Source organism: Rhodococcus rhodochrous (assembly GCF_014854695.1).
Taxonomy (GTDB): domain Bacteria; phylum Actinomycetota; class Actinomycetes; order Mycobacteriales; family Mycobacteriaceae; genus Rhodococcus.
Genome location: NZ_CP027558.1, coordinates 176,077 through 190,063 on the forward strand (window position 1 = coordinate 176,077; position 13,987 = coordinate 190,063).

At 61.6% G+C, this 13,987-nt stretch carries 10 protein-coding genes; 7 read left to right on the forward strand and 3 right to left on the reverse strand.

The genetic code is table 11. The features are described 5' to 3' along the window. Nucleotides 1-6: 6 nt before the first annotated feature. A complete protein-coding gene (locus tag C6Y44_RS25715) occupies nucleotides 7-1,497 on the reverse strand; it encodes a CoA-acylating methylmalonate-semialdehyde dehydrogenase (RefSeq protein WP_088899476.1) in 1,491 nt (496 codons plus the stop codon). 114 nt (nucleotides 1,498-1,611) lie between these two features. Here C6Y44_RS25715 and C6Y44_RS25720 point away from each other — a divergent pair, with 114 nt between their 5' ends. Beyond that, entirely contained in the window at nucleotides 1,612-2,526 is a 915-nt protein-coding gene (locus C6Y44_RS25720) for a LysR family transcriptional regulator (protein ID WP_088899477.1), read from the forward strand. Nucleotides 2,527-3,044: 518 nt separating this feature from the next. Beyond that, nucleotides 3,045-4,232 carry a TetR/AcrR family transcriptional regulator gene (locus C6Y44_RS25725; protein ID WP_081263483.1) on the forward strand — a complete coding sequence of 396 codons (1,188 nt, stop codon included), beginning with the start codon at nucleotides 3,045-3,047 and terminating at the stop codon, nucleotides 4,230-4,232. A gap of 430 nt (nucleotides 4,233-4,662) precedes the next feature. Here C6Y44_RS25725 and C6Y44_RS25730 read toward each other — a convergent pair whose 3' ends face one another. Next, the gene (locus C6Y44_RS25730; RefSeq protein ID WP_039585267.1) at nucleotides 4,663-6,306 is read right to left on the reverse strand and encodes a flavin-containing monooxygenase; all 1,644 of its coding nucleotides are present in this window, start codon (nucleotides 6,304-6,306) and stop codon (nucleotides 4,663-4,665) included. Between the two features lie 1,439 nt (nucleotides 6,307-7,745). Here C6Y44_RS25730 and C6Y44_RS25735 point away from each other — a divergent pair. From C6Y44_RS25735 to C6Y44_RS25755, 5 genes are all read left to right on the forward strand, one after another. Continuing rightward, entirely contained in the window at nucleotides 7,746-8,519 is a 774-nt protein-coding gene (locus C6Y44_RS25735; RefSeq protein ID WP_088899478.1) for an enoyl-CoA hydratase-related protein, read from the forward strand. 5 nt (nucleotides 8,520-8,524) lie between these two features. Then, the gene (locus C6Y44_RS25740; RefSeq protein ID WP_088899479.1) at nucleotides 8,525-9,685 is read left to right on the forward strand and encodes an acyl-CoA dehydrogenase family protein; all 1,161 of its coding nucleotides are present in this window, start codon (nucleotides 8,525-8,527) and stop codon (nucleotides 9,683-9,685) included. Next, a complete protein-coding gene (locus C6Y44_RS25745; RefSeq protein WP_088899480.1) occupies nucleotides 9,678-10,784 on the forward strand; it encodes an acyl-CoA dehydrogenase family protein in 1,107 nt (368 codons plus the stop codon). The genes C6Y44_RS25740 and C6Y44_RS25745 overlap by 8 nt, the downstream gene beginning before the upstream one ends. Further along, the gene (locus C6Y44_RS25750) at nucleotides 10,784-12,406 is read left to right on the forward strand and encodes an AMP-binding protein (RefSeq protein WP_088899481.1); all 1,623 of its coding nucleotides are present in this window, start codon (nucleotides 10,784-10,786) and stop codon (nucleotides 12,404-12,406) included. The genes C6Y44_RS25745 and C6Y44_RS25750 overlap by 1 nt, the downstream gene beginning before the upstream one ends. Before the next feature lie 88 nt (nucleotides 12,407-12,494). Then, on the forward strand, nucleotides 12,495-13,358 hold the full coding sequence (locus C6Y44_RS25755; RefSeq protein ID WP_192379059.1) for an SMP-30/gluconolactonase/LRE family protein: 864 nt from the start codon (nucleotides 12,495-12,497) through the stop codon (nucleotides 13,356-13,358). 61 nt (nucleotides 13,359-13,419) lie between these two features. On the opposite strand, the gene C6Y44_RS25760 is transcribed toward C6Y44_RS25755, so the two are convergent. Next, the gene (locus C6Y44_RS25760; protein WP_159419448.1) at nucleotides 13,420-13,710 is read right to left on the reverse strand and encodes a hypothetical protein; all 291 of its coding nucleotides are present in this window, start codon (nucleotides 13,708-13,710) and stop codon (nucleotides 13,420-13,422) included. Nucleotides 13,711-13,987: the final 277 nt, after the last annotated feature.

The window sequence follows — 13,987 nt, forward strand, 5'->3', positions numbered from 1 at the left end:
CCGTCCTTAGTCGTTCTGAGGGAAGCCGAGGTTGATGCCGCCGTGGTTGGGGTCGAGCCAGCGGGTGGTGACGACCTTGCCGCGGGTGAAGAAGTGCACACCTTCGGTGCCGTGGGCGTGTGTGTCACCGAAGAGGGAGTTCTTCCAGCCGCCGAAGCTGTAGTACGCGGTGGGGACGGGGATGGGGACGTTGACGCCGACCATACCGACCTCGACTTCGTTCTGGAAGCGGCGGGCTGCGCCGCCGTCGTTGGTGAAGATGGCGGTGCCGTTGCCGTAGGGGTTCGAGTTGATCAATTCGAGGGCTTCGTCATAGGTCTCGACCCGTACGACGGACAGGACGGGGCCGAAGATCTCGTCGGTGTAGACGCTCATATCGGTGGTGACGTGATCCAGAAGGGTCGGTCCGAGCCAGAATCCGTCGCTTCCGCCATCGGCCTGCACGGCCCGGCCGTCGACTACGACGGTGGCGCCGGCAGCTTCGCCGGCGTCGATATAGGAAGACACTTTGTCACGATGTGCTTTGCTCACCAATGGACCCATATCCGAGTCCTTTGTGCCGTCGCCGGTTTTCAGGCTCAGGGTGCGATCCTTGATCTTTGCAACCAGCTCATCGGCGATGTCCCCGACCGCGACCAGTGCGGAGATCGCCATGCAGCGCTCACCGGCGGAGCCGAAGCCCGCGTTCACCATCGCGTCGGCGGCCAGATCGAGGTCGGCGTCCGGCAGAACAACGGCGTGGTTCTTCGCGCCGCCGAGTGCCTGGACGCGCTTGCTGTGGGCGGTTGCGGTTTCGTAGACGTACTTCGCGATGGGGGTCGACCCGACGAAGGAGATGGCCTTGATCGCCGGATTGGTGAGTAGTTCGTCGACGGCTGTCTTGTCACCCTGCAGGACGTTGAACACGCCGGCAGGCAGACCCGCCTCGGACCACAGTTCGGCGATCCACAGCGCTGCCGTGGGAACCTTTTCCGACGGCTTGAGGACCACGGTGTTCCCGGCGGCAATCGCGATGGGGAAGAACCACATCGGAACCATGGCGGGAAAGTTGAACGGGGAGATGATGCCGACCGGCCCGATGGGCTGGCGGATCGACGCCATGTCGACCTTGGTCGACGCGTTCTCGGTCATCCCACCCTTGAGAAGGTGGGCGATGCCGCAGGCAAATTCGACGACCTCCTGGCCGCGGGAGACCTCACCGAGCGCGTCGGAGAGCACCTTGCCGTGCTCGGAGGTGATGATCGCAGCCAATTCCTGCTTGCGGGCGTTGAGCAGTTCACGGAATGCGAACAGAATCTGTGTGCGCTTGGCGATCGAGGTATCTCGCCATGCGGGGAACGCCGCCGCGGCTGCCTCGATCACCGTGCGGGCGTCGTCTGTGCTCGCAAGTGCAACTTCTGCAGTCACTGCGCCGGTGGCGGGGTTGGTGACCGGGGCCGATGTGCCGTTGGTGCCGGTGAAGGGCTTGTTGTCCAACCAGTGTGGGATGACGGTCATGGTTATGTGCTCCTGTGACTCTGTGGTTTTCTCGAGTCTGTCGGTGCATATGTGCCGCGGTCAACGAGTATCTTCGCAGTGAGAACTGCAATTTTGCAGCAGCGAGGGAGTGGGATGTTCACCGCCGATAACATGCGTTTTCTGCTGGAGTTGTCACGGACCGGGCGGATCGTGGACGCGGCCAAACGTCTGGACGTCGATCAGACCACGGTGTCGCGCAGGATCACCAGACTCGAGAAAGACATGGGAGCGCGACTGTTCGACCGGGGATCGTCGGGATGGCAACTGACCGAGGCCGGCCGGCGTCTGGTGCCGTACGCAGAAGCGGTCGAATCGACTCTGTTGGCTGCACTCGACGCGACATCGTCCGCTGGATCCGGCAGTCTTCACGGCACTGTCCGGATTCTCACCCCGGACGGTTTCGGCGCCTATGTGTTGGTTCCGGGACTGGGCATGGTGCGCGACAGACACCCTGACCTGTTCACCGAGTTGCGTACGTCGACCACACACGATCTGGTGACCGGTCGCGACTTCGACCTCGCAGTCACTCTCGAACGGCCGTCACCACGATCGGTGTCTGTCAGCAAGCTGGCCAACTACGACCTGCGTCTTTATGCATCACGTCGCTACCTCGACTCGCACAGTGCCATCGAGGCCCTCGACGACCTCGAGGACCACACGTTGGTGTGGTACGTGAACGCCATCTTGGACGTCGAGCCGTTACGTCGACTCGAGCGTCTCCTGCCCAAAGATCGCGCGCATGTCCAGACGAACAACATCACCGGCCACTATCAGGCTGTCAGGTACGGGGTGGGTATCGCGCCGCTCCCGACCTACATCGGTAATGCCGATCCCGATCTCGTGCCCGTACTCCCGGACAAGTTCGTGGCCGAGAGAACCTATTGGTTGGTTGTTCCGCGAGAACTGGCTCGCCTGGCACGGGTGCAGGCCGTCATCGAGGTTCTTCTCGACATCGTCAGCGAGAATCCGGATCTGAGGGCGCCGGGTCAGGGCGGTGATTCACGCTGATTCGCGTGTCGCTCGGATGGCTGTGGCGGTGGAAGGACGCCTCCGGCATCTTGTCTGTCTCGGGAACGGACAGACCATGACGGTGTGGGAATGCCGAGCAGCTCTTCACTTTTCAGCCTTCGGTCTTCGGACGTCCATTCGGCCGATCCTATCGACCGATAGGATAGTAAGTCAATGGTCCATAACTGTCAGTGGTCGTCACCAGATGGTGGTTTGACCTCTCATCTGAGATAAACAACCTGCATGATATGTGCTTGCGGGTGGTTCATGTCGGGTCGCAGGCGCAAATTAGGTAACCTGAGGTAACAACTTGTCGTGGTCGGTGTGTGGCTGCGAAGTGTCTCCGGAAGATTGGAGGAGGTCTGTGCTCGTTCAACCGGAGCGACGTAGCAGTCTCGCACGACCCGACGGGGGAGCGCCCTGGCTGGGGCGTAGTTGGACCGACATGCTCAACAGCGACGCGACGTGTCTACCGGAGGCGAGGTCCGGAGCTGAGCCCGTCATGAACGGAGAGACCCATGGGGGCTGAAGCCCGAGTTGCACCGACGTCACGTCGGCCGAAGGACCGCAATGTGCAGATTGCGAACAATGCACGTGAGCTGTTCGCACTCAGGGGCTTTCACGCCGTTCGCGTAGACCATATCGCCGAGGCGAGTGGAGTCACCGCGCGTGCGGTGTATCGGCACTACAAGAACAAGCAGGAACTCCTCGCCCGCATCATCGATGAGGATCAACAGCGTTGGATCGACGCTCTGGATTCGATCTCAGAGGTCGAGTCGGATGAGGAGCTGGCCCGGCATCTCGACTACCTGGCGCGTGTCGGTATCGAAAGTCGCCGGCTGTCGGTGCTGTGGCAGCGTGAAGCACGCCATCTCGACGAGGATGATTTCCGAACCGTACGAAGCAGGGCAGTGTGGATCTCGGACAACGTTGCCGGTCGACTGATCCGTCCGTGCCACCCCGGCCTCGGCGCGTTCGCAACCGATGTTCGCAGTTGGGCGGTTGTCAGCGTCTTGACCAGCCCGGCGTTCTACGACAGCGCGCTTTCGCGGTCTCGTCTCGCTACCGTGATGGCAACGGCATGCGAACGGATCATCGCTGCGCCGACAGTCGAGCCTGTGCGTCGCCGGCAGACGCCGACTGTCGAGAACGTGCCGATGGCGCGGCGCGAGCAGTTGCTTGCGGCCGCGGCGGCAGCCTTTCGTCGCAGTGGATATGCCGGCGTCAGCATCGACGATATCGGAGCGGATGTCGGGTTCGCCGGTCCGGCGATCTACCGGTATTTCAAGACCAAGTCGAGCATCCTCGTCGCATTGATGGAGCGATTCGCCGAGTGGCGAGCATTGGAGGTCGTTCGAGCGCTGCGCACCTCCATTGATCCGGCCGAAGTGTTGTCCGCGTTGATTTCCGGGTACGTGCGTCTCGGAATCGAGGCCGTGGATCTCCTCGCCGTGGCACTGACCGAAGGGCATTACCTTCCAGACGAGGATCGTGAGCGCTTCGAGCGGATCAATGACGATTTTGTCTCCGAGCTGCGCCGGTGGTACTCCTCGGTCCGGCCGGATGTCGACCCGGCGGCCGCGCAGTCGCTCGTGAGCATCGCGGTCACCGTGGTGCACGACTTGGTTCGGATTCCCCATTTCCTCCGCTCCCCGGACTTCGAATCCGAGCTCGATCGGGTAGTGCATGCCCTGTTTGCAGACTGATGTCGACCGGCGTGCTGGGACGCGTGGGTCAGGCACGCCTCTGCCTTCCGATCTGTAGGTCGGTTTTCGAACCGGACCCTTCTCCCGCTCTCGACCGGTCGGAGCACCGGAGTTGGAGACGACCGCCTGGTGGGCCGTACGTGACAGATCGGCGTCGACGTCGTCCATATTGGTGCGTTCGGACCTGAGGGCGTAGTCGACGTCGGGCGGATGCCGGCCAGGTCCCGACCGTGTCGTTCGGATCGAAGGACCTGCCGAGGTTCCGAAAACTGCTCGAGCGCAGTGTTCATCGCCGTGAGCGAGTATTCGGTGACCTCGGGCTCGAACGTCGAGCTCACACAGTGGAGCGGCGCATCCATCTACTTCAACAGTGACGGCACGGGTGCTGGGGTTGTCCGACCCCAGCACCCGTGCCGTCACATCACTGTGTTCAGGTGCGGACGAAGCCGGCGTAATCGTTTTCTGCCGACTCCTGGTTCTTCTTCAGGTACTGGGCCAGACCACCGGGGTAGGCCAGCAGTTCACGCTTCTTCCCGGGCACATTGGCATTCATGTACCAGGAGTCCGCGAGCGGGAAGATCGTGGCGGCGGTGACTTCCTCGAAGTGCTGCTGCCACTCCTTCTCGCCCTCCGGCGTCGCTTCGATCCGGGTCAGGCCCCGCTCACGCATACTGACCAGGCAGTCGATCACCCAGTCTCCTTCGAGCTCTGCACAGGTCGGTCCGTTGCAGAAGGCCGACGGGCTCTGCGGTCCGTAGACGAAGAGGATGTTCGGAAAACCCGAGGTGGCACGACCGAGGAGGGTGTGAACACCGTTCGCGTAGGTCTCGCCGAAGGTCTCACCGTTCGTGCCTACGATGTCGATGTCGCAGAGGCCACCGGTGAACGAGTCGAATCCGGTCGCCAGGACGATGACGTCGAATTCGCGCTCGACACCATCAGCGGTGACGATGCCGTTCTCGTAGATGTGATCGATGCGGTTGTCGTTGACGTCCACGAGTTCGACGTTGTCTTGGTTGAAGGCTTCGTAGTAGGTGTATTCCAGCGGGCATCGCTTGGAGCCGAAGGGATACGGAGGCTCGGTCGGAACCAACTTCTCGGCGAGGACGGGATCCTTGATCCGGCCGCGGGTCTTGTCGCGCCAGAAACGGTAGATTCGGTTACTGACCTCGACGTCGAAGAACAGATCGGCGTAACCGCCCAGCCAGATCTGTAGGCCTCCTTCGGCGTACAGCTTCTCGAGTCCTTCGGTGAACTCCTCGTCGGTCATCTCGGCTGTCGGTTTGTAGACCAGGTCGTAGGCGAGACCACCGAACGTCTGGTTGCGGAACTCGAAGAACTTCGGGTAGCTCTTGCGTAGCTCCTCGTTCGCGGCATGATCGAGCTTGGCCGAATACATCGGTAGCGTCATCGACGGCGTGCGTTGGAAGACCGTCATCGACTCCACCTGAGGGGCGATCGATTGGATGACCTGTACACCGCTGGCGCCGGTGCCGATCACCGCGACGCGCTTGCCGCGCATATCGTAGCCCGTGGGCCACTCGGCGGTGTGGAAGATGTCGCCCTCGAAGGTGTCGCGCCCCGCGATGTTCGGGATGAGCTTCTTGGAACCCGTACCGAGCATCGGAAGGAAGAACCGTGCCCGGGTCAGAAAGGTCTCACCGGTATTCTCGTTGCGGGACTCGACAACCCACTGATCGCGACTGGTGTCGAATCGGGCTGCGAGCACGCGAGTGCTGTAGTGGATCTCCGGACCGAGTTCGAGCTTGTCGACCACGAAGCGGAAGTACTCCTGCAGTTCCTCCTGACCGGGGAACATCTCCGACCAGTCCCACTCCTTCCAGATGCGCTCGTCGGAAAACTGGTACGCCGTGGCCTCGGTATCGACCCGGGCGCCGGGGTACTGATTCCAGTGCCAGACACCGCCGGCCTCGGAGCCTGCTTCGTACAGCTTCACCGTGAACCCCAACGCGCGCAGGCGTTCGAGCGCGTAGACGCCGGCGAACCCGCCGCCGACTACCAGCACGTCGAGCTCCTCGGTTACGGGACGAGTGTCCTCGAGTAGGGAGACCATTGTGTATTCCTTTCGCACCTTGGATCTGAAGCCTCGGGCTGTTCGATTCATCTGATCGATCGCAGCTCTGGACAAAGTCGATGTCGGACGCCGCAGCGGGCACCCTTCGATGTCCCGAGTTCACGAATGTCATCGAGCGCTAACGCGCACTCTCCGAATGGGACGATGGTGCCCCCGTCGTCAAAATATGTCAAGAATCACTAATTCGTGTTCGCGATGATCTGGTACCCGCGCCTTCCCGACGCGTCCATGCGACTGTAGTGAATGTAGGTGTTCTGCACGGTCGTTGGTCACGGTGGTCGGGGAGCCGCCGGCCTCGGACTCGAAGTATGGACGGTGCAGCGTTTCGCTAATGGTAACCATCGCTAACTTAATTGAGCTCATAGGCGGCTCGGGGATCTCGAGGTGGCGACCGGTGTCCACCGGGATGGCCCGAGACCCGCATACGGTGTGCCGAGTCGACCCGTAATGGTGCCGGGTGGAATGCGTCGACCGGCCCCGAACTTCTTCGCACCCGCCGCGTATCGCGGATGCGTCAAGGGTTGGTCTCCCACCGACCGGCCTCATCGAGACCTTACATAGCCTCCCAATATCGTTCGGAGCGCATGGAAGCTGATCGGTTCGCAGCGTCCGACAAGTGATTCTTGGTTCACGACGAGGCGCCCGAAATCTCGACGGGTCGAGGACGACGGTCTCGTGGGCGTGCGGAGAACCGGATCGTCCAGGCTGCCGCGTAAAGACCGCCAGCGTCGATCTCAGGACACGCCTCTCCCCGATGCTGACCGTGTGCCGTTGCGTGAGCGGTGAGCGGCCTACTTCTCGGGATCGAGGAGAGGGGTTCGAGTCGGTTTAGGAGATCTTCTTAGCATTTGATGACTTGTTGTCACCGGTGGGGGGAGTTTCTTCGCGAATCATCGTTGCTAGGGGAGAAGTCCTCGACGATTGTTGGGCGCCGCTGGGGCTTTACCGGCCGCTCGGGATGTCTGCGTCGACGTATGTGGATCCATTGCGTGGTACTAGGACAGGGGCCTGAAGTTAGTATCCCTTGACATCGTGCTGTGACGTGCATGACGCTGTGTGGGGAAGTTGTGGTGGTGAAGCGGGTCGGTCGAGCAAGGAGCGGCCGACCCGGCCGGGGGCTGCATGTATTGCCGCGCTGCCTACTGTGCCGCACTGCGGCTTCGTAGTGCGTATTGCGACTTGTCGACGAAAGGTGGTGCACGAGCGGGCATTCCGATCCGGAGCGAGATGCGCGGCTACGCAGACTGCATCTGTGCTCCGCGCGGGGTGAAAAATTAGTAGCCGTTGACAAAATGCGGATAAGGTCCCTAATGTGCTCTCATCTCACGAGACAAGCATCCGACTAGAGATTAGCAGTCATAGACTTAATGTCGGACGCTGCAGGCTTGCTCACGGTGTTCAGAACAGGATGGACCAGCATGGAAACGTTCGAGTTTATCGAGTTCGAGGAGTCCGGAGCGACTGCGACGGTCTGGCTCAACCGCCCGCCGGCCAACGCAGTCAGCCAGGACATGTACGTCGAACTGAAGCAGTTCTTCGACAATGTCGACAAGTACCTTCCCGACGCGCGTGTCGTCGTCGTCGCAGGCCGCGGCAAGCATTTCTGCGGTGGCAACGACCTGGAAGAATTCAAGACCCTGTCGCCGGAGAACTCGCCCGCACGCATGAAACAGGTACGCGAGGCCTTTTTCTCGATCCGGGACAGTGCGAAGCCGACGGTGGCAGCGGTGCAGGGTGCGGCTGTCGGTACGGGCCTGTGCATTGCAGCCTCGTGTGACCTGGTCGTAGCTGCGGAGAACGCGCGATTTTCATTGCCTGAAGTGAACGTGGGGGTTATGGGTGGCGCCAAGCATCTCTCGCGTCTCGTCCCACAAGGCATGGTCCGCTTGATGCATCTGAGCGGTGACATGGTGCCGGCCGCAGACATTTACAAGTTCGGTGGGATCGTCGAGGTCGTCTCGAACGACGAGCTGATGACTCGTGCCCAGGCTCTCGCCGATTCACTTGCCCGGCACAGCCCGGCCGCACTGCGCTTCGCGAAGCTGAGTATGAACACCATCGAGTACATGGACCTCAAGTCCGGCTACGAGTACGAGCAGTCGCTCACCGGTGAACTGTCCGGTTACGAGGACTCCAAGGAAGCAGTCAACGCCTTCCTCGAACGTCGTACTCCCCACTACACGGGCAGGTGACCTAGATGACGACGGATCTGGCCGAGTATCGGTCCGGGGTCCGCGCGTGGCTGGCCGACGCGGACATTCCCACCGTTCCCCTCGATCTCGACGAGCGATTCGATGTTCTGCGCGACTGGCAGCAAGTGCTGTTCGAAGCCGGAGGGTTGGGCATCAGCTGGAGCAAGGAGGCCGGTGGCCAAGGGCTGTCCCATCTGCACCAACTGGCGTTCGCTGAAGAATTGGCCTATGCCCGGGCGCCGATGCCTATCGGTCTGATCGGCCTCGACGTCGTCGGACCATCGATCGACGAGTTCGGCCAGCAGTGGCAGAGAGAAGAACTCCTACCGAAGCTGCTCTCCGGTGAGCACATCTGGTGCCAGGGCTTCTCCGAACCCGGGGCCGGATCGGACCTTGCCTCGCTGCGCACCCGGGCCGTGCTCGACGGTGACGAGTTCGTCATCTCCGGCCAGAAGGTATGGACCAGCTGGGCGCACAAGGCACAATGGTGTGCGCTGCTCGTTCGTACCGACCCTGCGGCACACAAGCACGCCGGAATCAGCTACCTGCTGGTGGATATGTCCACGCCGGGAATCACGCCGAAGCCACTGGAGCAGATGACGGGCGACCGCGAATTCTGTGAGGTCTTCTTCGACGAAGTGCGCGTTCCGCGGCGGAATCTTGTCGGAGAGCTCAACGGCGGTTGGGCTGTTGCGACGCACACTCTCGGCATCGAGCGCGCCGCCTACACGTTGCGCCGGCGAGTCGATTACGAGGTCGCGTTCGAAGACGCCGTCGCTGCGCTTCGAGATCATGGGCTTCCCGCGCCGGAAACCGGGCTCGGACGCCGTGTACGCATAGCGATCGGCAAGGCACACGTTGCATTGAAAGTCCTGGGCGCGCAAACGCAGAAAACGGTCGCGCGACTCGCTGCGGGAGAGGTCCCGACTCCGGAGGATTCCGTCGACAAGCTTCTGCTCAACGAGGTCGAGCAGATAATTTTCGGGGAGATCGCCGAGCTTCTCGGTCCATACCGGGCCGTCGAGGAAAGTCGGCCGTTGGGGCTGGCATCAGATCGGTGGGCACATGACCACCTCTATTCGCGGGCGACCTCCATCTATGGCGGCACCTCTCAGATTCAGCGAAATATCATCTCGGAACGACTGCTAGGACTCCCTCGTGGCTGACGACACCACTACTGCAGAACTGGCCAACAGCCTGGAAGACTTCCTCGCTCGCAGTTACGATTCCGCCACCCGACGCGCAGTGCTCTCGGAGAGGAGGGTCACCGAGCTCGGTGGTGTTCTCGGCGAGATGGGAGTGTTCGCTACCTCTGTACCCGAGGTGTTCGGCGGGCTGGGGCTTCCGATGGCGTCGCTCGGACCGTTGTTCACCCTGTACGGCAGGTATCTGGTACCGGGGCCATTGCTGGAGAACTCGCTACTTCCTGCTGTTCTGGCCGCTGATGCACCGGAGACCGCCCGCGCAGTGTTCAAGGCAGCGATGAGCGGTGACGGACAGTTGGCCCTCGTCGATCCGCACGCCACCGGAGACTGGGACGGCGGATCGATCACCGTCCGCAACGGCAGACTCTTCGGACGCTGTCACCTCGTTCGGTTCGGTGGTGATGCTACGCAGCTGGTCGTCGTTTCGGATGATCAGCAGTTATGGCTCGTCGATCCCCATGCGGGAGGCCTCGAGATGATCCAGACCGATGCCAACGCAGATCCGCTCTCGTCTTTCGCCTCGGTTGGTCTGGACGGCGTCGCAGGCACGCCGCTCGCTGATGCGTCTGCAGCGCCGAGGCTGATCGAAGAGATCCGTTCGTGGGTCAGAACGCTCGTCGCATGTGAGTTGAGTGGAATCGCCGCCCATTGCGTACGCACCACGATCGATTACGCGAAGGAGCGTGAGCAATTCGGTCGGCCGATCGGATCTTACCAGGCGATCAAGCACATCATCGCCGATATGCATGTACATGCCGCCTCGGTTCGGAATCTCTGCGATTCCGTACTCGCGGACACGGTGAACAGCGGAGCGCCGACAGCGGTCGACGCAGCTGTGCTGAAGGCGCACGCTTCCAAGGTGGCCGTCGAGGTCTGCCAGGACGCGATCCAGGTGCACGGCGGAATCGGATTCACCGCCGAGGTCGATCTGCACTGGTTCTACAAACGAGCGCTCGCCCTACGACCCTGGTACGGCGATACCCGGACATTGGAAGAGATGGTCGGTGCGGCAGCATTGGCGCAGACCACAGAACACGCAAGCACGGCGAAGGCGGTCTGATGATCCCACGAGGTGGAAATGTCGCTCCCACTCGCGACTACGTGGCGTCCGGGGATTGGGACGGCGCCTTCATCGACGACTATCTGGCGACCGCAGCCGCCGCGGTACCGGACCGGATGGCACTGGCCGAGCCGACCCGATCGTTGACCTTCGCCGAGTTCGACGCAGCAGTGAACGCGTTGGCAAGCGCCATGCAAGCGCATGGCATTGCGCCTGGCGATATCGTCTCGTGGCAGTTACCGAACTGGATCGAAGCGTGCGTGGTCCATCTGGCTGCCATACGTATCGGTGCTGTGAGCAACCCGATCATCCCGATCTACCGGCAGACCGAGACCGCGTTCATTCTGCGACAGTCTGCTTCGAAAATCGTCTTTGTCCCGTCGGTCTTCCGGAACTTCGACTATGCGGCGATGGCCTGCGAGATCGCTCGTGAACTGGACGAACCACCCACCGTCGTAGTAGTCGGTGAGGGGAGCCCAGCCAGCGGCATCCGGTACGACGCCTTCGTCGAAGGCGCGGAAAAGCCGAACCGTGTCGACCGCTCACCGGACGATGTGGTGCTACTGCTGTACACCTCGGGAACCACATCCGATCCCAAGGGCGCGATGCACAGCCACAACACTCTCAACTACGAGAACCGCAGCATCGCCGACCTTCTCGAACTGAGCGAATCCGATGTAATCTTCATGCCATCGCCGGTCGGACACATCACCGGAATCCTGTACGGGATCCAGCTACCACCGATGCTGCGCAGCGGCGTGGCACTGCTCGATGTCTGGAGTCCGCAGGCGGGCATGCGTCTGATCGACGAGCACCGCTGCACCACGACGGTCGCTGCGACTCCGTTCCTGCACGGGATCGTCCACGACCCGTCCGGCTCGTCACATGACCTCTCCTCGATGAGGAACTTCCTTTGTGGTGGCGCCGATGTTCCCCCTGACCTGGTCATCGAGGCCACCGACACCCTTGATGCTCTGGTTGCGCGTGTCTACGGATCGACGGAGTTTCCGACGGCATCGGCCGGCAAGCGCAACGATCCCTTGACCAAACGAGCAACGACAGATGGCCGAGCAATCAAGTCTGCGGAGATCCGAATCGTCGACGACGACATGCAGGACGTGACCCCAGGGGTTCCCGGTGAGATTCTGCTGCGCGGGCCGGAGATGTTCCTCGGATATCTCGACAACCGACTCAACGACAGTGCGTTCACCGCGGACGGTTGGTTCCGCAGCGGTGACCTCGGACGTCTCGACACCGAGGGCTACCTCGAGATCGTCGGCCGCAAGAAGGACATCATCATCCGCGGCGGCGAGAATCTCAGTGCCAAAGAGGTAGAGGACCACCTGTTCGCCCATCCGATGATTGCCGACGTCGCGGTCGTCGGATCGCCGGATCCCGTCCTCGGAGAACGAGTCTGCGCGATCGTTGTACCGGAGCCCGAAGTCGAGATCGAGCTCGAGCATCTCACCGGCTGGTTGATCGAACGCAACATCGCACGGCAGAAGCTCCCGGAAAGCCTGATCGTCGTCGACGAGTTGCCGCGGACGGCAAGCGGGAAGATCCAGAAGTTCAAATTGCGGGAGCTCGCGGCGGACCGCGTCAAAGGCACAGTCCACCGTTGAGTGGACCCGACACACCGGACACAAGCACCCTTCATTCCTCGAGCAATGACCATCGCCGCGAATCCCTCGCGGCGGGATGGAGAACATCATGAGAGAGCACCGCTCGGCCGTTTTCTCGACCGGTCACCAGTTCCTCGAAGGTCTTCGTTGGCACCATGGCAAGCTCTGGGCCAGTGATTTCTTCAGCAAGACGGTGAAGACGTTCAACGCCGACGGTTCGTACACCGACGTCGCCGAGGTCGAAGGCTCGCCATCGGGACTGGGCTTCCTGGATGACGGTTCGGTCCTCGTCGTGTCACAGATGGATCGAACCGTCGTGCGGATCGGACCCGACGGTACACAGTCGGTGCACGCTGACTTCAGCCAGTACGCCGGTGGCATCGGCAACGACATGATCGTCACAGGCAAAGGTGATGCGTACGTCGGAAACTTCGGTTTCGCTCTCGGGGAGGAAGACCCGAAGACAACACGCTTGGTCCATGTGTCCGCAGACGGCTCCATCAACCCCGTCGGTGGTGAAGTTCTGTTCCCGAACGGCATGGCGATCACCCCGGACAGAGTTCTTCTCACCGCCCAGACATGGCGGCACTGCATCACGGCGTTCGACATCCAGGAAGACGGAAGCCTGGCCAACGAGCGAATCTGGGCCCAGCTCGACGATTCCGTTCACCCGGATGGCATCGCACTCGACGCTGACGGCGGTGTGTGGTTCGGCAACGCGTTGACCCTCAAGTCGGACAGTGGCTTCTACCGAGTTGTCGAGGGAGGAGAGATCACCGACAGGGTTGCGATCGATGGGGCCTGGTCGGTCACCTGTGCATTCGGCGGTGACGATCTCCGCACCCTGTACATGGCGTGCAATGTGACCACGCTCGAGGAGTTTCACGACGGCAAGTCGACTTCGGTAGTCGCGACTGCGAACGTCGGTTACAAGGGCAGCCCGGCAATGTGAGTAGGACTGCCGCAGAAGTATCGGGTCCAAGGGCTGATCTCGGCCGAGTCGACCCCGGTGCTTATGCGGGATTCGGGCGCACTGCAGGTGGGATACGCGCGAGGAGGGAAACCAAGTCGGTCTGACAGGCGTACCCGAAATAGGTGTTCAGTATCGTGGAGAACCCGAGTGCATCAGGCACGTCATAGGCTGGAAGTTCGGCCTCGATCGTGGCGACACAGCGATCGTAGGTTTTCCTGATCGCCGGCGAAGAAGTGGCAACCTGAATGTGTTCACGCGCCGGTGATGTCAACAAGTCCCCATTGAAAAGGTCGATACAGATCGGCTCGGTGACTTCGGCATCAGGGTTCATAGGCACACACGTGTATATCCGACCACCCCGGGACCTCACCTCGTGCCACGCTCGGGCTTCGGCACTGTCGACCCGATCGAGCCACTCGAGGTGACGTTCGGCGAACTCGACAAACCCTGCAGCATCGAACTCCGACTCTTGCCGAATATCCGAATTCGACTCAGCTTCTCCTGGATTGATGTTCGATACAACTGTGCGCGGGTCCGCGGCGTCCGTCCTGCTCCGCTGGGACGCCGCCGTATGGACAGGTGCGGTGTCGGAACCGGACTCAGGTTGA